21 protein-coding genes and 1 pseudogene are annotated in these 24,084 nt (G+C 61.0%); 11 read left to right on the forward strand and 11 right to left on the reverse strand.

Annotation, left to right across the window (positions count from 1 at the left end; translation table 11 throughout):
• Window positions 1-57: 57 nt before the first annotated feature.
• The gene (locus CEC48_RS08080; protein ID WP_088423259.1) at window positions 58-489 is read left to right on the forward strand and encodes a chemotaxis protein CheY; all 432 of its coding nucleotides are present in this window, start codon (window positions 58-60) and stop codon (window positions 487-489) included.
• Here CEC48_RS08080 and dkgB read toward each other — a convergent pair.
• Complete coding sequence (dkgB, locus tag CEC48_RS08085; protein WP_088423260.1) at window positions 486-1,289, reverse strand: 2,5-didehydrogluconate reductase DkgB; 804 nt, start codon at window positions 1,287-1,289, stop codon at window positions 486-488. The genes CEC48_RS08080 and dkgB overlap by 4 nt on opposite strands.
• Window positions 1,290-2,183: 894 nt before the next feature.
• Between dkgB and lexA the strand changes: the two genes are divergently transcribed.
• The 7 genes from lexA (at window position 2,184) to CEC48_RS08120 (ending at window position 12,969) form a co-directional block, all read left to right on the forward strand.
• Window positions 2,184-2,801: a transcriptional repressor LexA gene (gene lexA, locus CEC48_RS08090; RefSeq protein ID WP_088423261.1), complete on the forward strand. Its 618-nt coding sequence runs from the start codon at window positions 2,184-2,186 to the stop codon at window positions 2,799-2,801.
• Window positions 2,801-3,412 (forward strand): translesion DNA synthesis-associated protein ImuA, encoded by a 612-nt coding sequence (gene imuA, locus CEC48_RS08095; RefSeq protein WP_017475309.1) that lies wholly within the window; start codon window positions 2,801-2,803, stop codon window positions 3,410-3,412. Before lexA ends, imuA begins: the two co-directional genes overlap by 1 nt.
• Window positions 3,413-3,419: 7 nt before the next feature.
• Entirely contained in the window at window positions 3,420-4,835 is a 1,416-nt protein-coding gene (locus CEC48_RS08100; protein WP_088423262.1) for a DNA polymerase Y family protein, read from the forward strand.
• Window positions 4,811-7,900: an error-prone DNA polymerase gene (locus CEC48_RS08105; protein ID WP_218192525.1), complete on the forward strand. Its 3,090-nt coding sequence runs from the start codon at window positions 4,811-4,813 to the stop codon at window positions 7,898-7,900. Before CEC48_RS08100 ends, CEC48_RS08105 begins: the two co-directional genes overlap by 25 nt.
• 113 nt (window positions 7,901-8,013) lie before the next feature.
• On the forward strand, window positions 8,014-9,726 hold the full coding sequence (locus tag CEC48_RS08110; protein ID WP_088423264.1) for an ATP-binding protein: 1,713 nt from the start codon (window positions 8,014-8,016) through the stop codon (window positions 9,724-9,726).
• Between the two features lie 156 nt (window positions 9,727-9,882).
• Window positions 9,883-12,411, forward strand: a complete 2,529-nt coding sequence (uvrA, locus tag CEC48_RS08115; RefSeq protein ID WP_088423265.1) for an excinuclease ABC subunit UvrA — start codon at window positions 9,883-9,885, stop codon at window positions 12,409-12,411.
• Between the two features lie 147 nt (window positions 12,412-12,558).
• Entirely contained in the window at window positions 12,559-12,969 is a 411-nt protein-coding gene (locus tag CEC48_RS08120; RefSeq protein WP_088423266.1) for an ASCH domain-containing protein, read from the forward strand.
• Window positions 12,970-13,668: 699 nt separating this feature from the next.
• Here the strand turns inward: CEC48_RS08120 and CEC48_RS08125 are convergent.
• The 3 genes from CEC48_RS08125 to CEC48_RS08135 form a co-directional block, all read right to left on the reverse strand.
• Window positions 13,669-15,165, reverse strand: a complete 1,497-nt coding sequence (locus CEC48_RS08125) for a methyl-accepting chemotaxis protein (protein WP_088423267.1) — start codon at window positions 15,163-15,165, stop codon at window positions 13,669-13,671.
• Between the two features lie 144 nt (window positions 15,166-15,309).
• On the reverse strand, window positions 15,310-15,501 hold the full coding sequence (locus CEC48_RS32025; protein ID WP_305883178.1) for a hypothetical protein: 192 nt from the start codon (window positions 15,499-15,501) through the stop codon (window positions 15,310-15,312).
• Window positions 15,502-15,616: 115 nt separating this feature from the next.
• Window positions 15,617-16,375 carry an SDR family NAD(P)-dependent oxidoreductase gene (locus CEC48_RS08135; RefSeq protein WP_088423268.1) on the reverse strand — a complete coding sequence of 253 codons (759 nt, stop codon included), beginning with the start codon at window positions 16,373-16,375 and terminating at the stop codon, window positions 15,617-15,619.
• 157 nt (window positions 16,376-16,532) lie between these two features.
• Here CEC48_RS08135 and CEC48_RS08140 point away from each other — a divergent pair, with 157 nt between their 5' ends.
• Window positions 16,533-17,423, forward strand: coding sequence for an AraC family transcriptional regulator (locus CEC48_RS08140; RefSeq protein ID WP_088423269.1), 891 nt, complete (start codon window positions 16,533-16,535; stop codon window positions 17,421-17,423).
• A gap of 81 nt (window positions 17,424-17,504) precedes the next feature.
• Window positions 17,505-17,969 carry a hypothetical protein gene (locus CEC48_RS08145; protein ID WP_256579679.1) on the forward strand — a complete coding sequence of 155 codons (465 nt, stop codon included), beginning with the start codon at window positions 17,505-17,507 and terminating at the stop codon, window positions 17,967-17,969.
• A gap of 181 nt (window positions 17,970-18,150) precedes the next feature.
• Here CEC48_RS08145 and CEC48_RS08150 read toward each other — a convergent pair whose 3' ends face one another.
• The 6 genes from CEC48_RS08150 to CEC48_RS08175 all read right to left on the reverse strand — a co-directional run bounded on the left by CEC48_RS08150 (window position 18,151) and on the right by CEC48_RS08175 (window position 23,178).
• Window positions 18,151-18,480 carry a DUF6124 family protein gene (locus CEC48_RS08150; protein WP_088423270.1) on the reverse strand — a complete coding sequence of 110 codons (330 nt, stop codon included), beginning with the start codon at window positions 18,478-18,480 and terminating at the stop codon, window positions 18,151-18,153.
• Between the two features lie 358 nt (window positions 18,481-18,838).
• Complete coding sequence (locus tag CEC48_RS08155) at window positions 18,839-20,065, reverse strand: MFS transporter (RefSeq protein ID WP_088423271.1); 1,227 nt, start codon at window positions 20,063-20,065, stop codon at window positions 18,839-18,841.
• Window positions 20,066-20,235: 170 nt separating this feature from the next.
• Complete coding sequence (locus CEC48_RS08160; protein WP_088423272.1) at window positions 20,236-20,781, reverse strand: NADPH-dependent FMN reductase; 546 nt, start codon at window positions 20,779-20,781, stop codon at window positions 20,236-20,238.
• A 65-nt stretch (window positions 20,782-20,846) separates the two neighbouring features.
• Window positions 20,847-21,668: an AraC family transcriptional regulator gene (locus CEC48_RS08165; protein WP_088423273.1), complete on the reverse strand. Its 822-nt coding sequence runs from the start codon at window positions 21,666-21,668 to the stop codon at window positions 20,847-20,849.
• Window positions 21,669-21,673: 5 nt separating this feature from the next.
• Window positions 21,674-22,213 carry a YbhB/YbcL family Raf kinase inhibitor-like protein gene (locus tag CEC48_RS08170; protein WP_088423274.1) on the reverse strand — a complete coding sequence of 180 codons (540 nt, stop codon included), beginning with the start codon at window positions 22,211-22,213 and terminating at the stop codon, window positions 21,674-21,676.
• Between the two features lie 101 nt (window positions 22,214-22,314).
• Window positions 22,315-23,178, reverse strand: coding sequence for a LysR family transcriptional regulator (locus CEC48_RS08175; RefSeq protein ID WP_088423275.1), 864 nt, complete (start codon window positions 23,176-23,178; stop codon window positions 22,315-22,317).
• 112 nt (window positions 23,179-23,290) lie between these two features.
• Here CEC48_RS08175 and CEC48_RS08180 point away from each other — a divergent pair, with 112 nt between their 5' ends.
• Window positions 23,291-23,899 carry a LysE family translocator gene (locus CEC48_RS08180; protein ID WP_088423276.1) on the forward strand — a complete coding sequence of 203 codons (609 nt, stop codon included), beginning with the start codon at window positions 23,291-23,293 and terminating at the stop codon, window positions 23,897-23,899.
• A gap of 18 nt (window positions 23,900-23,917) precedes the next feature.
• On the opposite strand, the pseudogene CEC48_RS32110 reads toward CEC48_RS08180, so the two are convergent.
• A pseudogene (locus tag CEC48_RS32110) lies at window positions 23,918-24,084 on the reverse strand (DNA-binding protein); the annotation flags it as partial.

A 24,084-nucleotide genomic window follows, 5' to 3' on the forward strand; every position in this document is an offset into this window, starting at 1 on the left:
ATGTCTGGAAAATAGGTCGCCCGTCCCTCACGAGCGCTCCTTGCTCAGGTATTTGCCATGCCAAACAAAGCACTGACTATCCTGATCGCCGATGAACAACACCTGCAACGGCTGTACATCGAAAAAATGCTCAACCAATTGGGCTACTTCCGCATCATCCCGGTGCAAACCTTCGAAGAAGTGCTGATCCTCACGGCGATCCCGGCCGAGCCGTTCGACGTGCTGATCATTAACGCCGGGTTGGCGGACAGCGATGGCGGGGTGCTGGCCTTCCAGGAACAGCACCCGCAGATTCGCCATGTGCTGGTCTACGACATCCGGGACCTGGGCGCGCCGGCCGCCACCCCGACACTGCTGGTGCGCCTGCCGGGTACGCCAGACAGCGTCAACCTTGAACACTTCATGGACATCATCGACCCGCCGTCAGCCACCTGCGGGTTGCGGGTGTTGCCATGGCTGCGGGAGTTGTCCCGCAGCCCTGCGGTTTAGTCCCAGTTCGGCGCGATGCCTTTGGGGCTGGTCAGCCGATGGCCACGCTCCAGGCCTGCGATCTGCGCCATGTCGGCGTCGCTCAGGGTCAGGTCCAGCGCCTTGAGGTTGCTGGCGAGGTTGGCGCGTTTGGTCGACGACGGGATCACCGCGTAGCCCATTTGCATGGCCCAGGCCAGGGTGACTTGCGCCGGGGTGGCTTGATGACGTTCGGCGATCTGCTGGATCACCGGGTCTTTCAGCGCTTCGCCGTAGGCCAGGGTCATATAGGAGGTGATCTGGATGCCCTGGGCCTTGGCAAACTCCACTACGGTACGGTTTTGCAGGTACGGGTGCAGCTCGATCTGGTTGGTCGCGATGTGCTCGGCACCGACGGCGGTAATCGCCTGTTTCATCAGGTCGACGGTGAAGTTGGAGATACCGATCTGGCGGGTCAGGCCCTGGCGTTTGGCTTCCAGCAGCTGGGTCATGAATTCGGCGACGGGTACCTGGTCTTCCGGCGATGGCCAGTGGATCAGGGTCAGGTCCAGGTAGTCGGTTTGGAGCTTGCGCAGGCTTTCCTTGAGGCTGGGGATCAGTTGGCCTTCGGCGAAGTTGGCGATCCAGATTTTGCTGGTGATAAACAGCTCGTCCCGTGGGATGCCGCTGTTGGCAATGGCCTGGCCGACGTCGGCTTCGTTTTCGTAGATTTGCGCGGTGTCGATGACGCGGTAGCCCAGCTCCAGGCCCGTGCTGACGGAGTCGATGACGACCTGGCCTTGCAGGCGGAATGTGCCGAGGCCGAATGCGGGAATAGACATGAATGACTCCTGAGGTGATGTGAACAATGGAGTGGAGTATCGGCTCGTCGTTCCTTCGGAAAAACCGCTGAATTTGAAAAGGAGTCTTTACCAGAAATCATGAGTGGTTGGGGAGAGGGGCGGTTGAGTACATATCCATTTCTGCGGTAACGGCCGCCTATGGCTTCGCTCTTACAGCGAGTCACTTTTGGCAAACGCCCGGAATGCCGGCCCAGCCAAAAGTAACCAAATGTCTCTGCCCCACCACTCGGTGCCTCGCTTAGGCTCGGCTCCGCGGGCCGCTCCACCGTGCCTACTTGCGGCCATCGTGGTTTAACGGGGCCGTCAGATCAAAATCAAAAGCCAAAGCAGAGCTGCTTTTATGTGGGAGCGGGCTTGCTCGCGAAAAACGTGAGAACGCCGCGTTCATCCAGAAAGCACGCGTCATCGTTGACGACCTTCGCGAGCAAGCCCGCTCCCACATTTGGACCGTGCCCGCTTTAGCTTTTGATTTTGCTTCACCACACTCAAGCCGGCCGGTAGGCCGCTGTGCTGTTGCTTTTGATCTTGATCTTAGGCGCCCCGTTAAACCACGCTGGCCGAACGCAGGTAGTACGGAGCGGGTAAACCGGCAGGACGCCGGTTTAGCCGCGACGGGGCAGGGACGCCCCGTCGCGGCGGCCCGCGCAGTACTACCGGAGCTGAGGGCACACCGAGCCTAAGCGAGGTGCCGAGTGGTGGGGCAAGAGCGTTTTGCTTACTTTTGCGCTTTTCAAAAGTGAGCCGCTGTAAGAGCGGAACCAATAGCGGCCATGACCGCAGCAATGGATATTCACCCGCACCCCCCCCCGCAAACGCGCTTGCAACTCACCGCCGACTAGCGGCTATTGTCAGAAATTTCCCACAGGAGTACAAATGTACTCCATGACGACTCTAACCCCCCGCCGTACCGCCATCCTGACCTTCATCCGCGACCGTATCGCGCAACAAGGCCAGTCCCCCAGCCTCGCCGAGATCGCCAAGGCGTTCGGCTTCGCCTCCCGCAGCGTGGCCCGCAAGCACGTGCTGGCCCTGACCGAAGGCGGCTTCATCGAGGTCAACCCCAACCAGGCCCGAGGCATTCGCCTGCTCAACCAGCCGGCGAGGCCGGAGTGGCTGGACATCCCGGTACTCGGCCGGGTAGCCGCCGGCCTGCCCATCGGCGCCGACGCCGAAGTCCACAACCGCCTGCTGCTCGACCCTGCCACCTTCGCGAAAACCCCGGACTACCTGCTGCGGGTGCAGGGCGATTCGATGATCGAAGACGGCATCCTCGATGGCGACCTGGTGGGCGTACGCCGCAGCGCCGAGGCCTTGAACGGGCAGATCGTGGTGGCGCGCCTCGACGGCGAAGTCACCATCAAGCGTTTCGAACACGTCGGCGAGCGCGTGCGCCTGCTGCCGCGCAACCCCGCTTATCAACCCATCGTGGTGCGGCCCGATCAGGACCTGGCCATCGAAGGCGTGTTTTGCGGCCTGGTGAGGCAAGGCTGATGGGCGCCGTCGTTGCACTGGACTCGCTGTTCAATGGCGGCCGGGTCTGGAAGGGCCGGCCCGCCGCGCCGCCTGCCAGCGTCCATCCCACCGGGCTGGCGGCCCTGGATGCAGTGCTGCCCAGCGGTGGCTGGCCGGAAGCGGCGTTGAGCGAAATCCTGATGGCGAAGGAGGGCGTGGGCGAGTTGCAACTGGTGTGGCCGACACTGGCGCGCTTGTCGGCGGCCGGCGAGCGGATCGTGCTGGTGGCGCCGCCTTACACACCGTACCCCCACGCCTGGCAAAACGCCGGGGTAGATGTGCGCCAGCTGTCAGTCATCCAGGCCGATGAACGCGACGCCCTGTGGGCCGTGGAGCAATGCTTGCGTTCCGGCAGTTGTGGCGCGGTGCTGTGCTGGCCGCGCAAGGCCGATGACCGGGCCTTGCGTCGCTTGCAGGTGGCGGCGGAAACCGGCCAGACCCTGGCCTTCGCCTGGCGCTCCTTGAACGAGGCCATCAACCCGTCACCGGCCGCCTTGCGCCTGGCAGTGGAGGCCAGCCCTGCGCAAGTGCGGGTGCTCAAGTGCCGGGGTGGCCTGGCCCATCCCGCGCCCATCGCGCTTGGGCACTGAGGTTGGCATGCGCTGGGTGTGTATTGTCTTCCCGCAATTGGCGCTGGACGGGGTGCTGCGTTTGCGCTCCGAACCGGATCAGCCGTTGGCCCTGCTGGCCGGCACGCCGCAGCGGCGGGTGCTGCAAACCGTCAATGAGGCCGCACGCAAACTCGGGCTGCGCCCCGGCCAATCGCTGACGGCGGCCCATGCCTTGACCAAGGCTTTTGCCTGCGCCGAATACGACCCGGCACAGATCGAATACTGGCAGCAATTTCTTGCCGCCTGGGCCTACCGTTTCAGCTCCCAGGTCAGCGTGTTCTACCCACGGGCGTTGCTGTTCGAGATCGAATCGAGCCTGGGCCTGTTCGGGCCCTGGCCGCTGCTCGAAGCACGCTTGCGCAAGGAGCTGACCGACCTGGGGTTTCGTCACCGCATCGTCGCCGCGCCGAACCCGGCAGCGGCGCGGATATTGGCGAATGCCTACGACGGCCTCGCCGTGGCCGATGAGCACTGCCTGCAACAAGCGCTGGCGCCGATCCCCATCGACCGCGCCGGCCTCGACCCGCAAGCGGCCACCGCGTTGTCGCGCATGGGCTTGCGCACCCTGGCCCAGGTGCAGGCGTTGCCCCGGCATACCCTGGCCCGGCGTTTCGATGCGGCGCTGCTCAAGCACCTGGATGCACTGTGCGGGCAACGGCCCCTGGCCTTGGCGTTCTACCAGCCGCCGGACCGGTTTGATGTGCGCATCGAGCTGAATTTTGATGTGCTGTCTCATCAGGCATTGCTGTTTCCGTTGCGCCGTTTGACGGGCGATTTGTCGGCGTTTCTGTGTGGCCGAGACAGTGGCGTGCAGCGCTTTGACCTGCACCTGGAACACGCGGCAGAACCCGACACCGTAATCAAAGTCGGCCTGCTCAGCGCCGAGCGCGACGCGGCAATGTTGTTCGAACTGGCCCGTGGTCGCCTGGAGCAGGTGCAAGTCACCTCGCCGGTGCGTGGCTTTCGCCTGGTGGCCCAGGACCTGCCAGTGTTTGTGCCCCAGCGCCAGGACCTGTTCGACGAGCGCCCGCAACAAACCCTGCCGTGGGAACAACTGCGCGAACGCCTGCGGGCGCGGTTGGGGGACGAGGCGGTGCAAGGCCTGCGCTTTCATGCCGACCATCGCCCCGAATGCGCCTGGCAACCCGGTGCCGACACTCGCCTGTGCGCACCCTCAAACAGCGTGCAGCGCCCCGGCTGGTTGCTGCATGAGCCGACGCCCCTGGCCGAGCAGGGCCTACAGATTCTGATGGGCCCGGAGCGCATCGAATCCGGCTGGTGGGATGGCGCCGATGTGCGCCGCGATTATTACCTGGTGCGCACCCGCGCCGGCCAGCAGGGCTGGGCCTATCGCACCGTGGGCGAAAGCGGCGCGCTGTGGCTGCAAGGCTGGTTCGCATGAATTACGCGGAGCTGCATTGCCTGTCCAACTTCAGTTTTCAGCGTGGCGCTTCCAGTGCCCGCGAGCTGTTTGAACGGGCGAAACAGCAGGGCTACGAGGCGCTGGCAATCACTGATGAGTGCACCTTGTCGGGCATCGTCCGCGCCTGGCAGGCCGCCAAGGAAGTCGGGTTGCCGCTGATTATCGGCAGCGAGATGCGTATCGAAAACGGCCCCAAGCTGGTGCTGCTGGTGGAAAATCTGGAGGGCTATCAGCACCTGTGCCGACTGATCACCATCGCCCGTCGCCGAGCGGAAAAAGGTCACTACCGCCTGCTGCAGGAAGACTTCACATCAGTGCAAGGCCTGTTGGCGTTATGGATGGTCGAAGACACCGACACCCAGGCCCACATCCAATGGCTGCGCAGCACCTTCACCGACCGCCTGTGGCTGGCCGTGGAACTGCATTGCGGCCAGAACGATGCCCGCCACCTTGAGCAACGCCTGATCCTGGCCGCCAGCCTGCACCTGCCGGCGGTGGCCTGCGGCGATGTGCATATGCATGTGCGTGGCCGCCGTGCGTTGCAAGACACCATGACCGCGATCCGTCATCACGTCCCGGTGGCTGAGGCCGGCGCTCGGCTGCACCCTAATGGCGAACGCCACTTGCGCAGCCTGGACGCCTTGGCCGCGCTGTACCCGGCGCACTTGCTTGAAGAATCCCTGAACATCGCCCGGCGTTGCACCTTCGACCTGGGCCAGTTGCGCTATCAATACCCGAGGGAACTGGTGCCCGAAGGGCAAACCCCGGAAACCTGGCTGCGCACCTTGACCGAGCAGGGCATCGCCCAGCGCTGGCCGCATGGCATCGACGCCAAGACCCTGGAGCAGATCAACAATGAATTGGCGTTGATCACCGAGCTGGGCTACGAAAGCTACTTCCTCACCGTGCACGACATTGTGCGCTTCGCCCGCAGCCGGTCGATCCTGTGCCAGGGCCGCGGCTCGGCGGCCAACTCGGCGGTGTGTTTTGCCCTGGGCATCACCGAGATCAACCCGAGCCTGATGAACATGCTGTTCGAGCGTTTCCTGTCGCGCGAGCGCAACGAACCGCCCGACATCGACGTGGACTTCGAACACGAACGCCGCGAAGAAGTGCTGCAATACGTCTTCCAACGCTACGGCCGCACCCGCGCCGCGTTGACGGCCGTAGTCAGCAGCTACCACGGCGCCGGCGCGGTGCGCGACGTGGCCAAGGCCCTCGGGCTGCCGCCGGATCAGGTCAACGCCCTGGCCGACTGCTGCGGCCGCTGGAGCGACGAAGCGCCGCCCCTGGAACGCCTGCGCGAAGGCGGCTTCGACCCCGACAGCCCGGTGCTGCGCCGGGTGCTCGCCTTGACCCAACAACTGATCGGCTTCCCCCGGCACCTGTCCCAGCACCCCGGCGGTTTCGTGATTTCCGAACACCCGCTGGACACCCTGGTGCCAGTGGAAAATGCCGCCATGGCCGATCGCACCATCATCCAGTGGGACAAGGACGACCTCGACGCCGTGGGCCTGCTCAAGGTGGATATCCTCGCGCTGGGCATGCTCAGTGCGATTCGCCGCTGCTTCGACCTGCTGCGTCGCCATCGCAATCAGGACCTGAGCCTGGCCTCAATACCCAAGGAAGACGCGGCAACCTACGCGATGATCAGCAAGGCCGACACCATCGGCGTGTTCCAGATCGAGTCGCGGGCGCAGATGTCGATGCTGCCAAGGCTCAAGCCAAAAACCTTTTATGACTTGGTGATCGAGGTCGCCATCGTCCGCCCCGGGCCGATCCAGGGCGGCATGGTGCACCCGTACCTGCGGCGGCGGAACAAGGAGGAAGCAACCACCTATCCATCGCCGGAGCTTGAAGCCGTGCTGGAGCGCACCCTGGGCATCCCGCTGTTCCAGGAGCAAGTGATGCAGATCGCCATGGTCGCCGCCGATTACAGCCCTGGCGAAGCCGACCAGTTGCGCCGCTCGATGGCCGCCTGGAAACGCCACGGCGGCCTCGAACCTCACCAACAACGCCTGCGCACCGGCATGCTGAAAAACGGCTACAGCGAAGCCTTTGCCGCGCAGATATTCGAGCAGATCAAGGGCTTTGGCAGCTACGGTTTTCCCGAGTCCCACGCCGCCAGTTTCGCCTTGCTGACCTACGCCAGTTGCTGGCTCAAATGCCACGAGCCGGCAGCCTTTGCCTGCGCCCTGATCAACAGTTGGCCCATGGGTTTCTACAGCCCGGACCAGATCCTGCAGGACGCTCGCCGCCATCATTTGCAGATACGCCCGGTGGACGTGCAGGCCAGTGACTGGGATTGCAGCCTTGAACCGATCGAAGGCCAGCAACCGGCAATCCGCATGGGCTTGCGGATGATCTCCGGGTTTCGCGAAGAGGATGGCCGGCGCATCGAAACGGCGCGCCAGGTCCGGGCATTTTTTGACATTGCCGACCTTGGCGAACGTGCGCGCCTGGACACCCGTGCCCAAGAGTTGCTGGCGGATGCCGGCGCCTTGCGCGGCCTGGCCGGGCATCGGCACCGGGCGCGCTGGGAAGTGGCCGGTGTGCAGAAACAGCTGGGCCTGTTTGCCGGTGTGGCCAGCCCGGAAGAGGCGGTGGTGGAGCTGCCGCAACCGACGGTAGGCGAAGACCTGTATGCCGACTACGCCAGCGTCGGCACCACCTTGGGCCCACATCCGCTGGCGCTGTTGCGCGACGAACTGCGCGCGCGGCGCTGCCGCAGTTCCAAAGAGTTGTTGCTGGTTGAGCATGGACGCAATGTGAGCGTCGCCGGGCTGGTCACCGGTCGGCAACGCCCGGGCACGGCCAGCGGCGTCACCTTCGTCACCCTGGAAGATGAATTCGGCAATATCAACGTGGTGGTCTGGCGCGATCTGGCCGAGCGCCAACGCCAGGCGCTGGTGGGCTCGCGGTTGCTTAAAGTGGATGGGCGCTGGGAGGCAGTGGGGGAGGTTCGGCACCTGATCGCCGGGCGCTTGACCGACCTGACACCGCTGCTGTCAGGCATCAGTGTGCGCAGCCGGGACTTTCGCTGAGCCGGCCCTTGCTCCTTCATGCCTGCTTAAGCAATATGCAATGAAACCAACCGCTGCAGCCAGGCTCAAAGTTTTCATCGCCGCCCACCTTTATCTTCCTATAGAGCCGACCGATGCAGTTTTTATCCAATACCCATGGCTGTGAAGGCTGGGCTGGCGAAATGGCCCAGAGGATTCGTGCTTTCGATTGGTCCAACACCGACCTCGGTCCGATCGGTGCCTGGCCTTCGAGCCTGACCAGCGCCGTGCAGATGCTGCTGGCATCGCCGATGCCGATGGTGATGCTGTGGGGGCGTGACGGTTACATGATCTACAACGACAGCTACTCGGTGTTTGCCGGTGGGCGTCATCCCTATCTGTTGGGAACGCCGGTGGAGCTGGGTTGGCCGGAGGTCGCCGACTTCAATCGCAATGTCGTCAACACCTGCCTGGCCGGTGGTACCTTGTCTTATCGCAACCTGGCCTTGACGCTGTTGCGCAATGGCAGCCCGGAAGACGTGTGGATGGACCTGTATTACAGCCCCGTGGCCGGTGACGACCAGCGGCCGGCCGGGGTCCTGGCGATTGTGGTGGAGACCACCGAGCATATGATTTCCGAGCGCCTGCGCCAGGAACTCACCCACAACCTGGAACAGCGCGTGGCCGCCGAAGTGCAAGCCCGTTCCGCCGCCGAAGAGCAATTGCGCCAGTCGCAAAAACTCGAAGCCATCGGTGGCCTGACCGGCGGTGTGGCCCACGACTTCAACAACCTGCTGCAAGTGGTCGCCGGCAACCTGCACCTGCTGGCCCGGCATGAACCGGACAATGCCCAGGTGCAGCGCCGGGTCAGCGCCGCCATCGCAGCGGTGGAGCGCGGGGCCAAGCTGACCTCGCAACTGCTGGCATTTGCCCGTCGCCAGCCGCTGTCGCCGGCGGTCTACAACCCACTGCGCATCTATGAAGGCCTGGGCGAACTGCTGCAGCGGGCGCTGGGGGAAACCATCCACATTGATGTGCAACTGCCCCAGGATCCGTGGTGCATTAACGTCGACCGCAATCAACTGGAAAACGCACTGCTTAACCTGGCGATCAACGCCCGGGACGCCATGAAAGGCGAGGGCGTAATTCGGATTACCGGCGAAAATATCATCCTCAACCCCCCGGACTGTGCCGGCAAAAGCATCAGCCCCGGCGAGTATGTGCGCCTGGCCGTCACCGACAGCGGCGCCGGCATGTCACCGAAGATCATGGCGCGGGCGTTCGAACCGTTTTTCACCACCAAGCCGGATGGCCACGGCACCGGGCTAGGGTTGAGCATGGTGTTTGGGTTCGTGCGGCAAAGTGGCGGGCATGTCGAGGTGCAGAGCGAGGTGGGCAGCGGCACCGTGGTGCAGATGTATTTCCCGCGCAGCCTCGAAGAACCGCAAAGCCCCGAAGCGCCTGTCGACCTCACCGAACACAGCGGCGGCCAGGAGACGATCCTGGTGGTCGAGGACAACGAAGGCGTGCGCACGGCCGCAGTGGAATTACTCGAACAATCCGGCTACACCGTACTGATCGCCGAAGACGGTGACAGGGCCATGCTGATGCTGCGCGCCGGCCTGCAACCCGACCTGATTTTTACCGACGTGGTGATGCCGGGCCGGGTCAAAAGTACTGACCTCGCCGAATGGGCGCGCGAGCAAGTGCCGGCGGTAGCCGTGCTGTTCACCTCGGGGCACACCCGCGACATCCTCTCCAGCAACCATCTGCTGAGCGCCGACATACACCTGCTGAGCAAACCCTACAGCCCGGACGAACTGGCCCAACGGGTGCGCTCGGTGCTGACCTCCCGGATACTGCAATAACCCTGTGGAATGGAGACCTAACAAGCAAAGCAAATCCAGTGTGGGAGCTGTCGAGCTTTAGCGAGGCTGCGATGGCGTCATTACTGCAAGCATCTATGTTGGCTGACCCGCCGCTGTCGCAGCCTCACAACAGCCCGCACACCAATAAGGTTGACCATGACTTCCCAGCGCAACTTGCCCCCAGACATCTCACTCTCCACCCAACGCCCAGGCTTCGTCCGGGTGCGGGGTGCCCGGGAACACAACCTGCGCAACGTCGACGTGGACATCCCCCGCGACGCGCTCGTAGTGTTCACCGGCGTGTCAGGTTCCGGCAAATCCTCGCTGGCATTCTCCACCGTCTACGCCGAAGCCCAGCGCCGCTACTTCGAGTCCGTTGCACCCTACGCACGCCGGCTGATCGACCAGGTGGGCGTACCGGATGTCGACTCCATCGAAGGCCTGCCGCCCGCTGTGGCCCTGCAACAACAGCGAGGCACGCCCAGCACACGCTCCTCAGTGGGCAGCGTCACCACCTTATCCAGCCTGATCCGCATGCTCTACTCCCGCGCCGGCAGCTACCCGGCGGGGCAACCGATGCTGTACGCCGAAGACTTTTCCCCCAACCTGCCACAAGGCGCCTGCCCGCAATGCCACGGCCTGGGCCGCGTGTACGAAGTGACCGAAGCCCTGATGGTGCCCGATCCCTCCCTCACCATTCGCCAGCGCGCCGTAGCGTCCTGGCCGCTGGCGTGGCAAGGCCAGAACCAGCGCGACATCCTCGTCACCCTCGGCTACGACGTCGACATCCCCTGGCGCGACCTGCCGAAAAAACAACGCGACTGGATCCTCTTCACCGAAGAAACCCCCACTGCACCGGTGTACGCCGGCTTCACGCCCGCACAAACCCGCGACGCCCTCAAACGCAAACTGGAACCGAGCTACCAGGGCACCTTCACCGGCGCCCGGCGCTACATCCTGCACACCTTCACCCACTCCCAAAGCGCCCTGATGAAAAAGCGCGTGTCGCAGTTCATGCAAGGCAGTCCATGCCCGTTGTGCGAGGGCAAGCGCCTGAACAAGGCTGCGCTGTCGGTGAAATTTGCCGGCGTGGACATTGGTGAGTTATCGCAAATGTCGCTGCTGCAACTCGCCGAACTCCTGCGCCCGGTGGCCGAAGGGCAGGGCGATAAAAAGCTCTCCGTGGAAAAGCGCCTGGCCGCCCAACGCATCGCCCAGGATTTGCTCGAGCGCGTCAGCACCCTGACCGACCTCGGCCTGGGCTACCTGGCCCTGGAGCGCAGCACACCCACCTTATCCTCCGGCGAACTGCAACGCCTGCGCCTGGCCACGCAACTGGGTTCGCAATTGTTCGGCGTCATCTACGTACTGGACGAACCCTCCGCCGGCCTGCACCCCGCCGATGGCGAGGCCCTGTTCGCCGCCCTCGACCGCCTGAAGGCCGCTGGCAACTCCCTGTTCGTGGTGGAGCACGACCTGGAAACCATACGCCGCGCCGACTGGCTGATCGACGTCGGCCCCGCCGCCGGAGAGCACGGCGGGCAAGTGCTGTACAGCGGCCCACCCGAAGGCTTGGCACAGATCGAAGCGTCGCAAACCCGCGAATACCTGTTCGCCGAAAAGCGCCCGGTCAGCCAACCGCCGCGCCAACCCAGCGGCTGGCTGAGCCTGGAAGGCGTAACGCGCAACAACCTCAACGACCTGAGCGTGAGCTTTCCCCTGGGCTGCTTCACCGCCGTGACCGGCATCTCCGGCTCGGGCAAATCCAGCCTCGTCAGCCAGGCGCTGTTGGAGCTGGTAGGCGCAGGATTGGGCCGCGTGGTGGAAACCGAAGACGAACCCAGCCTGGAAGACGACACCCCCCAAACCAGCGGCGGACGCATCAGCGGTGGGCTGGAGCATATCCGCCGCCTGGTGCAAGTGGACCAGAAACCCATTGGCCGCACGCCGCGCTCCAATCTCGCGACCTACACCGGGCTGTTCGATAACGTGCGCAAACTGTTCGCCGCTACACCGGCGGCGAAAAAGCGTCATTACGATGCCGGGCAGTTCTCCTTCAACGTCGCCAAAGGGCGCTGCCCGAATTGCGAAGGTGAGGGTTGTGTCAGTGTTGAGTTGCTGTTCATGCCGAGTGTGTACGCGCCGTGCCCGACGTGCCACGGGGCGCGGTACAACCCGCAAACGTTAGCGATCAAGTGGGAAGGATTGACCATCGCACAAGTGCTGGGGCTGACCGTTGAACAGGCCGTGGAGGTGTTTGCCGAGCAACCGGGTGTACTGCGATCGCTGCAAGTGCTGCGGGATATTGGGCTGGGCTATTTGCGCCTTGGGCAGCCGGCGACCGAGTTGTCGGGTGGGGAGGCGCAGCGGATCAAGCTGGCTACTGAGTTGCAACGTAATGCACGAGGCGCGACGTTGTATGTGCTGGATGAACCGACTACCGGGTTGCATCCTCGGGATGTGGATCGGTTGTTGAGCCAGCTGAATCACCTGGTGGAGGCGGGGCATACGGTGATTGTGGTGGAGCATGAAATGCGCGTGGTGGCGCAGAGTGATTGGGTGATCGATATCGGGCCGGGGGCAGGGGATCGCGGGGGGAAGGTGGTGGTGAGTGGCACGCCGCAGAAAGTTGCGAAGAGCAAGAGCAGCCGGACGGCGCCGTTTTTGGGGCGGGAGTTGGGATAGAAAAATAGGGGTGATACCACAATTTAAATAATGATGGTCTGACCCCTATGAGTTTAGTTTCTATGAGTTTTGCATAGGCGTTGACCGTGACGATTTGATGGGTGCTAATGCTATATAGGCACTAATATGATTTAAAGGGATTTAGTTATGAGCATAATTGAAGATTTAAAGGTTAAATACCCCGGAGCCATTGCATGGCCATTTGGGGATGCTCCAGAAATGGCAGATGAGTTGGCTGAACTTGTTGCTAAAGGAATAAAGACAGCCGGGTGTAGCTCGCTTTCGTCATTCAAACATGAAGATGAATCACCGACTATTGGCGGTTACAGCATCATCCTCAATAGTAAGGGCGAGCCTGTATGTGTAATTAGAGTTATTTCGATGCGGATAATTCGTTACTGCGACGTAGATCAAGATCTTGCAACGAAGGAAGGCGAAGGTGATCTCAGCCTCAGGTACTGGATGCAGGGTCATAAAGATTTTTTTCAAAGAGAGGGCTCGTTCGACGAGGCGATGGAACTTGTGGCAGAAGAGTTTGAGTTGGTGGAAGTATTATAAAAGAGAATAGAAAATAGGGGGAAGACCACATTTAAAACAACGGTGCTCTGACCCATTTCACTTGTATATAGGGTGTGAGTTGACCTCAGTCGGGGTTGTGCAGTGAGGGGGTTTTCTCCGTCAGCTTCCGGCCAGGAGCGCCTGCTAAACTGTTGACCTTTTCAGTTACCTGGAGGATCTCGTTTGAATCCGGAACTCATCATTTGTCCGCAGGACGGTTCCATCCGAATTCAGCGAAATGAGTTCAGCATTGTGATCGATAACACCCTCACTGCAGATAGGGCAGTGGCGGTGCTGGCACCGTTCTCTCTGTCAGAACGGGATCACGGAAATGGCTACCAATGGCGCTCGTACAGCGGCGTCAGTATCAACGGTGTCCCAAGTTCTTTTGCGCTGTGTTTTTATGCCGGTCGTTTGATGGAGGTCCATTTAGGCTTATCTCCATCGAACGAGGCCACCAATAATGTGTGGCCTTCGCAAGAGTCAGTCGAGCGGGACGTCGATTTTCTCCGAGACTCGTTGAGGCAACAGCTATCTCGGTCTTTCGAGAGCGGCACAGAGACGTTTCCATGGGGCAGCGCGTGGGTCACTTTTGATGCAAAGGCATTTTCGCTCAGCGCGGGAGTGAGATACCGACTGCCTGATACATCCGTTCAAGCAGAAAGGGGATAGATTTATTTGATTAAAAATAGATCCACCTCACTGATGAAACCTGCGCCCCAGTGCATCCAACCGCACCGCAATCGGCGGCAACCGCTCACTGCTCCTGGCCAACGTCTCCACATCCTGCGCCGTACTCTGCGCAATGCTCTGTACTGATTGCAGCCGTCCCACAATCTCCACATTCGCCGTGGATTGCTCGCGGGTAGTCGACACAATCCTTCCGTTCAACTGATCAATCTGCGAAATATCATTGCCCACCGCCCGCAGCATCTCCACCGCCAGCTGGCTGTCTTCCACGCAGCGCTCCACCCCTTGGCGGCTATCGTGCATGGCTTCAACCGCCTGCCGACTGCCGTGTTGCAAGCCTTCAATAATCGTCTTGATCTCCTGGGTAGACACCGCCGTGCGCTGCGCCAGGCTGCGTACCTCATCGGCGACCACGGCAAACCCGCGCCCTTGCTCACCCGCGCGGGCGGCTTCGATGGCGGCGTTGAGGGCCAGCAGGTTGGTCTGGTTGGCGATGCTGTTGATGACTTCCAGCACCGAGCCAATTTGTTCGGCTTGCACCGCCAACCCTTGGACCGTCTCGTTGGTGCCGTGGAGGCGGGTGGCGAGCTGGGTGATTTCCTGTTGGGCGCGGCCGACGCTTTCCTGGCCGCGGATGATTTGCTGGCTGGCTTGACCCGCGTGTTCCACCGCATGTTCGACGTGTACGGCGATGTGGCTCATGGCGTCTTCCATGCGTTGCATAGAGCCGGTCATTTGCTCGATTTCCGCCAGTTGGTGGCGCGCGCCTTTTTCCAGGGTGCCGCTGGCGTGGGCCAGTTCCTGGCCGAGTTGGCCGAGGCCATGGGAGTCGCGGGCGACGCCGTCGATCAGGCCGGTGATCTGGGTTAGAAAGTGGTCGAAACGGGTGGCGAGGGAGACATGCACTTTTTCCGGGTTGCCCTTGGCTGCCTCAGCGCTGAACCGGGTGGTGACGGCCAGCATTTTTTCGAGCATCTCCTGGCTTTCTACCGCTTCTTTCTGGCTGTGCACCGCGAGATAGAGCAGGGCGACCGTCTCCATCACCACGTAGAAAGCGTGGACGAAAATCATGCTCCAGCCGCCGTGATGCTCCATCACAAACACCGGGAAGCCCTGGTGCTGCAAGGCATGGAACACCACGTGATGCACCGCGATAGTGACGGCGGCCACCAGGATAGGCAGCCAGTCACGGTAGAACGTCAGCACCGCCAGCAGCGCGAAGATACCGAAGTGCGATTCGATGACGCCCTGTGCCTGGTTGATGTGCAATGCAGCCATGACCATCAGGCCAACGCCCAGCGCGCAGCGCATCAGGCGAGTGCCGCCGATGACGCGATAGGCCAGGGTAAGCACCACGCTGGTGCCGCCTCCTATGATGAGCGCTTGCAGCAGTGTGTCGTGCCAGAACGCCAGGCCGAGGGAGAACAGCGTCATCAGCCAGATCAGGGCGAGCATGATGCGGTCGGCTTTGCGGTAGTGCTCGATGAAACGGGCTTGCGTAGGCATTCACTCGTACTCCATGTGGACTGGCCCCAGGATCAAGCAAGCATGCGACGTGCCACACGGGCATGCGGGGAGCGAATCGGGTGTAGGGGAGCGGGGATTGATTGATGCCAGGAGGTTATCGGCATGGTTGGGAGGGGCTTTAGGTTAGGGGAGGGGAAAAGCAGCTGTTGGCTGTTGTTGGAGTAGGTCCGTCCCGCTGATTGTGGGAAAAATAGAGGCAGGCCACATTTGAAATAATGGTGGCCTGCCCGTTGGTGAAAGCGCCAGGAACCAATCTGGCTTGGCGGAGAGGTCGACGTCGATCCTCTCAAAGGGCACATTCTTTTCCAGCAGCACGATGGCCGCTCGCTAAACGAACGGGTACAACGGATGACTGATGAGCGTAAGTTGAGCGGGCGGCATGATGGTCTCTCGATAGGGTGGCGAGGGGATGGAATGAGTTCGGCTGTGGCTACAGCAACTGCCCGCCCGAGATGTCAAAAGTCGTCCCGTTAGCCCAGGCCATGTCATCGGACAGGATCGCGGCAACAGCACCGCCTATATCGTCCGGTAGACCGACACGGCCCAGAGCGATGCCCTGTGCTACATAGGCGTTCACGTCCTTATTGTCGCGCACTGCTCCACCACCAAAGTCGGTTGCGATGGCGCCTGGAGCAATCGCATTCACTCGAATTCGACGCGGACCTAATTCTACGGCCATGTAACGGGTCAGCACCTCGACTGCGGCCTTCACCGCCGCATAAATGCTGTACCCCGGCAGAGTGAAGCGCACGAAGCCGGAGGAAACGTTCAGGATACGACCGCCGTCCTCTACGAGTGGTAACAGCTTCTGAGTCAGAAAAATTGGACCGCGAAGGTGCGTGGCGACCAGTGAGTCAAACTGGTCCTCGGTCGCATCAGTAAAGTTCGCAAAGAGACCATTGCCTGCATTATTGACGAGGAAGTCGAAGCGCTCGCGACCGAACTCGGTCATCAACGTATCAGTCACAGCGGCTGAAAAAGCCGGATAGCTGGTAGTGTCGGTGATGTCGAGCGGCAGCATCGCGGCCTTGCCGCCCTGAGCCTCGATCTCCTGCTTCAACGTCTCGGCTTCTGCAACGCCGCTGCGATAGGTACCGATGATGTGGACGCCGCGCTTTGCGAGGTGAAGGGCCATGTTGCGGCCAAGGCCACGGCTGGCGCCAGTGATGAGTGCGATCTGGTTGGTCATGGGCTGTCTCTGCTAGGTTGGGCGCGCCTTTCGGCGCTCTCTTGACCTGCTCAAGGTAGACACTAACCGGTTCGTAACCCACGCCCAATAAGCTCAATTTATTGCCTGATTGTATCAATCATATTGTGTGGTGGAGTGGGGGAGGCATAATCGCCTCATGAATAACGATCTTGCACCGCATCTTGCTATAGCCCTGCGCCATGCGCCACCGGGCTTGACTGCCACACGGATCCCGCGTGTAGACCTCTGCGTCGGACAAGGCTCCACAGACAAGGCGCCATGCCTGTATCGCTCGATGATCTGCTTTATCCTGCAAGGCTCGAAGCGCGTTGCGATTAACGAAAGTCTGCTGAGTTACGATAGTGAGCAATATCTCATTAGCGCGCTGGATCTACCTCTAATCGGACAGATTCTTGATGCCGAAGGTGGGCAGCCCTACGTTGCGGTGTCGCTTGTGCTGGATCCGGCCATACTGGCGGAATTGGCGGCGATCATGCCGCCGGTTCGCGATAGCGAACAAAAAGGGATTGGCATCACGATAAACCCGATGAACGCCTCGCTACGAGACACATTACTCCGCTTATTGTCACTGCTCGACACGCCTGCCGATATCCCGGTTCTCGGCCCAATGGTCGAACGGGAATTGCTCTATCGTCTGCTACTGGGCCCTCAGGGGCGGCTGCTACGTCAGATTGCCCAGCCCGATGGCGCATTGAGTAGCATCCGGCGTGCCGTTGCCTGGATCAGGGACAATTACAATGCCCGACTTCGCATCGATGCGTTGTGCGATGCAAGCGGCATGAGCCGGGCAAGCCTGCATCGCCATTTTCTGTCGATGACAGGCCTCAGTCCCATCCGATATCAGAAACAGCTTAGATTGCAGGAAGCTCGCCAGCTTTTGCTTGCCGGCGAGCATCGCGCGTCTGACGTGGCGTTTGCTGTCGGCTATGAAAGCGCATCACAGTTTAGTCGAGAATATCTAAGGCAATTCGGCACATCGCCTGCCCGCGACGTACGTGAGATACGGCAGGCGATCGGAGGAAAATAGGAAAAGGACCGTTCATCATCTGCCTGATGTAAAAGGCAGTTCGCCGAGAGACGTTTCGTGTGCCTTGATTCCCGAATGTGGATGAAGAAGACTCCATCCATTATGTCACTGGACTTCGTTCCCCATCTTTCCGGCAATGAAATCAAATGGCACAGGACATCAAAAACAGCACGACCTGATCTGACTTTCGATGTGCGAGATCGAGCGTTTGATATCTCATACAGCTACGGACCCGATGTCATAGCAACCAGCGCACCCGATATCCTCCGGGCAGCCATTCCAAAAGCGGAATCGTTTTGGAACGAGGCTCGTTCGATAGCCGACCTGCCTGGTGCTTTCGAGCGGGTCAAGCAGCATTTGTCGACTGGTGGCCTGGGTTTTTACAACTACATGCAACATCCTCTTGCATACGCGTTTGTATGGGCCATGAACGGCAAGCCCGACACAGCCGAAGAAGAGTTTCAACGCTATTCACAGCGTCTTTCAGAGGCGGCTCGAAAAAAACTCCGCAAGCTATTTAGTGATGCAGGCGGTCACCTTGGCTAAGCGAGTACGACTTTTTCAACAGAATCGGCCGAAAGCCGCCATTGAGCGCGGCATGAGTGGCGACTCACTCAGCCGAAAACTGCAGCTTGGCTGCTCATCGCCGCTGAGCCGCTGTAGATACCTACAACGCCTCGGCGACTAGTCGATTGAGCTAGTTGAACAGCCTGAGCCACGGGCGGCCTCAGCTACAAGGCACCTCCCGATCCATCAGCTTGCCCACCAACAACACCCCCAACTCACTGAGTTGGTGAATAGCCAACACCACATCACGGTCTTTGCCGCTCAGTTCTTCAGACAGATCAAGCAACAATGCACTCACCGAGGCAAAGGTTTCATAGCTATTGGTAATCAGACTTTCACTGCTGGCATCAGCAGCAACACTGAACAGCGCACCCGACGGCGGGGCAGTTTTGGCGGGGGAGGGATTGAGATAGTGATCCAACGCACGCTGAGCAGCCTGCTGAAGTTTTGGATCGGGAGTTCCCGGCGGATTCGGCGTTACCTTAAACATCGTTAAGTTCCTTGCTCGGGCCGCTACCCCGTTGCTACTAAACGAAGGGGTGGCAGCTGTACGCAGGTTAGTAGACCGGGGGAACCTAACAAAAACCGGCGCGCCCGAGGGCGCCCTACGCACAGCCACCATCAAGCACAGACAAGGACGTCCGACAGATGAAGCTCATGCACACGTTAGGTTGAACCTCGGGCTACTAAACCCGATCACTGAGGTTTCAGCGACCGAGCAACCTTAGAGAGGCCGACCCAGGTGCACAAGCCGGCGGATTCTGACGCAACTGTAGGCAATGGAGCAAGGTGCCGTGCTCACGGCCTCAAGCCACGGGACTGAAATCAATCAGTCCCGTTTTTCTTTCTCAGGCAGGTTGCGCCGCCAGGCTATTACTCACGTTACGCCCCAGCACAAGCACCGTCACAAAACCTAAGCCCACCAAGGCCGTGGCCAAACTCAACAGCACCGAAGTACCCATTTTGTCGACAATCTGCCCGCCAAAGAACGAGCCCAGGGCAATGATCACCTGAAACAACGCTACAAACAGTGGCATGCCACGTTCCACATCCTTGGGCGCGACCACAAACATCCAGATACTGGCGCAGGCCGGGAAGGCGCCGAAGGCGAAGCCCCACAGTGCGATCAGCATCACGGCGCCGCTCATGCCGGTGGCGAAGTAGGGGAACAGGGCGGTGCTGGTGCCGATCATCAGGGCGACCAGCAACAGGGTGTTGCGCACGCTGCGGTTGGCGGCGAAGCCGGCGAAGACGTTGCCCATTACCCCGGCCACGCCGTAGAGCAGCAGCAGCGAGCCAATGGTCGGGCCGTCGAAGCCGGAGCTGTTTTTGAAGAACGGCGCGACGTAGGTGTAGGCGGCAAAGTGCGCCAGGCCGATCAGCAGGACGGCGATCAAACCGACCCGGGCTTGTGGGTTGATGAACAGGGCCGGCAGGTCGCTGACGCGAATGGCTTTTTCCGGTTTGAGTCGGGGTAGCAGGAACATCTGCGCCAACAGCACCGGTATGCCCACCAGCGCGGTGACGAGGAAGGTCATGCGCCAGCCCATCAGGCCGCTCAGCCAGGTGCCGACGGGCACGCCGAGGACGGTGGCCAGCGTCACGCCCATCATGATGATCGAGGTGGCCTTCGCGACGCCCACGCCCTTGGGCGCCAGGCGGCCGCTGAGGGCAATGGCCGTGGCCCAGAAGCCGCCGATGCTGATGCCCAGCAGTACGCGGCCGAACAGCAGCAGGCTGAAGTCGCTGGCGTAGGCCACCACCATGTTGGCGATGATCATGATCAGCGTCAGGCCGATCAGCAGGTAGCGACGGTCCATGGCGCCAATGCCGATAGACAGCAACGGGGCGGCGAGGGCAGCCATGATGCCGGGCAGGGTGACCATCAGGCCGGCGTGGCCGGCGCTGATGCCGAGGTCGGCGGCGACGTCGTTGAGTACGCCCACCGGCAGGAACTCACTGGTCACCAGGGCGAAGGCGCCCACGGCGACCGAGAGGATCGCCAGCCACTGCTGTGCGACGGTTTGTTGATTATGTTCGGGGAGGCCGCTAGGGGCCTGGCTTGCGCTTGGCATGGTGTTGGGTTCCGGGAGGAGATTTCGCCTGAAGACAGACGGGAGGGAGAAAGTGGAGGCGATTATAGGAAGGGGTCTTGGAAACCCAATAGGCGACCATTTCGATAGTAATCATCAGTCCCATCGATAAGACGCCCTGAGTAGAGCGCCCCAACTAACCTGCGCAATCTCTATGAAGACAGCCCACTTTTTTGCTCATCGATTTGCTGCATGAATGCGTCAAGTGCAGAAACAATCAGTGGGCGGATCGCTGGATCATTTGCGATGGCCTCAGCACTCAATTCCGTGGAAAGCAGATTTACGGATATTGATGCTTCTTCCACGATACACGCCGACATTGTTTCCAGGACCAGCCGAAGTGCTGCCTGCGCATGGGATGCACGCGGTGAGGCGTTGAAAAGAGCAACGGGTTTGCCCGGGAACTCCTCGGAGCTGACGAGCCAGTCCAGCATATTCTTGAATGAGCCGGGAATGCCGCGAGCGTACTCAGGGCAAGAGATCAGAACGCCGTCTGCGTGGGCGATACGTTGGCGTAAACGCATGATGGATTCAGGCGGTGTTTGCGTGAAGTCCGGATTGAAATGAGGTAACTGGCCAACCTCGTGATAGTGCGTTATCGACAGCCCTTTGGGGCAGAGCGCCTCAGCCGCGCGCAAGAGCACTGAGTTGGAGGATGCCTCGCGAAGACTCCCTGAAATTGCAAGCAAACGCACCATCTCAAACACGCTCCCTGATTGGTCGGGTGGGGAGTGTCGCATGAGGGCAATTGGCCGCACCACCGTTACATCGCCGCCCGCAACGACCGTGGCGAAAGCCCATAGTGAGATTTGAACCTCACTGCAAACCGTGAAGCCGACGCATACCCGCACGCGCTGGAAATCTCCCCAATGGAATCCCTGGAGGTTTGCAGCTGTTGCAAGGCCGCCCCCAGGCGAACATTTTCCAGAATGGACCTGAAGCTCGCATCCTCGTTCGCCAGTTGCCGACGCAGGGTGGACTCACCCAAATTCAGCTGCTGCGCGACCGTGGCAACGGTCCAGTCCCTGGACAGGTTGCTACCGATCAGCCGCTGCACGCGCTCACTCAATGGATCGTTGCGATCCATCAGCAACGGCCCCGCCTGGCCGGCCAGGCACAGGCAGAGCAGCACGGCTTCGCCATAGTGGGTGCACAAGGTCGCCGGGGCGCCGGTGCTCAGTGCGATCAGCAATTGGTCCCAGGCTTGTCGGGTCTGTTTATCCAGGCGTATGCACAGGTCTGTACTGACGCTGCCCGAGGTCACGCGGGTGAACTGCGCGCCATAGCGGGCGACGAAATTACGCAACACCACCACCGGAAAAGCCACCACATCAGCGATGTAGTCGCCCTGGGCACCGGGAAAGTTTGTCACGCCGACCTCGCGGCCCGCGGGCAGTAAAATCAAATGCTGTGGGCCTGCGCGCATTTCCCGCTCGTCCCACTGCATCAGCTTTTGCCCTTGGCGCACGCGGCACAGGGCCGTCATGAAGATCGGCACGCGTTGCAGGGTGTGATGTTGCCGGGCCCTGATCACGCAGCGTTCGATGATGCTTTCCCGGTGCCGCAAACCTTCGTGAACATCCATCGTGACTAGCGTCCGTAAAGGGCCGTAATTGTGGCCTTGGCCAGGCTGTTGGCATTGAGCATGTAGCCGACCAGGGCGCCGCTGGACTGATTGTTGATCGGCAGCTTGTCGACTTTCAACGCCCACACGGTGAATTGATAGCGATGCGGTGCGTCACCCACCGGCGGGCATGCGCCGCCAAAGCCGGGCTGGCCGTAATCCGTGCGCCCTTGCACCGCTCCGGCAGGCAGGTTGGCGCCCACATTGGCCGGCACGCTGTTGACGGTGGTGGGCAGGTTGACCAGGGTCCAGTGCCACCAGCCGCTGCCGGTCGGGGCGTCGGGGTCGTAAACGGTAATGGCAAAGCTTTTGGTGCCCGCCGGGGCATTGGTCCAGGCCAGGGCAGGGGAGGTGTTGCCGCCGTTGCAGCCGAAGCCGTTGAATTCTTGCAGGTGAGTCAGCGGCCTTTGGTCCGCAATGTCCGGGCTGCTGAGTGAGAAGCTGGCGGCGTGCCCGCTGGCGGCCATGATCAGGGTGATCGCAGGTGCAAGTGCTTTGAGTTTCATCGCGGTGGTGTCCAGGCGTGGGTTTAGCGTTAAGCCTAAACAGCGCCGGGACGCAGGACTGCGCCGAAGCGCTCGATGATTGTGCCGAAATGCTCTGTCCACTAAGCCTGAGTTCTCAGCGCCCTGATGATAAACGCATGCAGGCTATTGACCGCTTTAGAGCTGCGAGACGCCCGGCTACGCAGAATCGAAACTTCCATGGGTTCAATGTTTCCCAAGCCGTGCTCGTCACCCAGTACCTGAAGCGAATCCTGCACGGTGCACTGGGTGATCGCGGCAATCGCGAGCCCGCCCTCAACGGCAGCCACCTGGCCGGCAAGGCTGGAGCTGTTGTAGACCACCTTGAATTCGCGGCCTTGTTGGGTGAGTGAATTCACCGCATAACGCCGAGCCAGGCTTGCGCTTTCGTAGACGGCGATAGGTATCGGGTCTCGCCGCCACAGTTCGAACTGCGGTGAGCCCACCCAAACCATGGGCTCCTTGAACAGAAATGTACCGCTCTGAGGCGAGTCCCTGGACACCAGCGCCAGATCAAGGTCGCCGCTGCGCACACGCGGGATAAGCGCGGTCGACTGTTCACACGTCAGTTCTATTTCTACGCCTGCGTAGCGCGGCGAAAAACGCTTCAGAAGCGGCGTGAGATACCTGGCCGCATAGTCTTCCGCGACGCCCAGGCGGATGCGTCCGGTTAGCTCTTCACCGTGAAACGCCGCTTGGGTCTCGGCGTGAAGGGCGAGCATGCGACGGGCGTAGCTCAGCAGCGTCTGGCCGTCTGCGGTCAGTTGAAGGTGCCTGGGGCCACGACTCAACAACTGCCGTCCAAGCGCGGCTTCAAGCTTTTTCATCTGCATGCTGACGGCGGATTGCGACCGGTTGACCTCGTGGGCAGCGCCAGACAGCGAACCGGCATCCACTACCGCCACGAAGCATTTGAGCCAATCGAGTTGCAGATCACTGGCTGGCATCGCGGTTACCTCTATTCGTTAATCGAATGGCTGTGACGTGAATTATGCGCTTTTCATGATCGTTTGTTCACCCGCAAGATCTTGGCTGAACCAACACCTACTGGATCGGATCATGCCATTTGAGACCTGGTTGCTTTACCTGGTTACCTGCTGCGGTATCGCGGTAGTGCCAGGGCCCAATGCGTTATTGGTGCTTACCCATGGAGCCCTTCACGGGAGTCGCAAAACGCTGTTTACGATTACCGGCGGCGTGCTCGGTTTTGCAATCGTGCTTTCGTTTTGCGCCTTGGGGTTGGGTGCGCTGATCCAGGCGTCGGCCAGTTGGTTCACGGCGTTGAAGGTGGTTGGCGGGTTGTATCTGATCTGGCTGGGCTTCGGGCTGTGGCGGGCGGCACCGGTCAGTCTTGAGGCGACCGGCGCTACCGGTTCGCGGCGGTGGTCGCTGTTCCGTCAGGGCCTGGTATCGGCTATTTCGAACCCCAAAGCCTTGCTGCTTTTTACCGCGTTTATTCCACCGTTCCTGGATCCGCACAGAAGCATCATCGCGCAGACGGTTACCATCGCGTTGACCTACGCCGTCGTGGAGTTCGTCGTGGAGTATTTGGTGGCCAGCGCAGCGCACCGGGTCAGGCCCTGGTTGGCCCGAACCGGGCGCCGGTTCAATAAAGTCTGTGGCGGTTTTTTTGTACTGTTTGGGTTGGCGCTGCCTATCCATGCCTGAGGGCTCATCGGTAGGTTCTCAAGGATGCTCGATCACCATCACCGCCGTGGTATCCGCCTCAAGTGCCTCGAACACATGCGGCGCATTCGCCAGATAGCTGATGTAGTCACCGGCCCGCAGCAGCACGGGCTCATTGGCCGGGCCGATATTCGCGCTGCCGCTGCACAGCACCACATGCTCTACGG

It is taken from the genome of Pseudomonas sp. K2I15, assembly GCF_002204795.1.
Lineage (GTDB): Bacteria > Pseudomonadota > Gammaproteobacteria > Pseudomonadales > Pseudomonadaceae > Aquipseudomonas.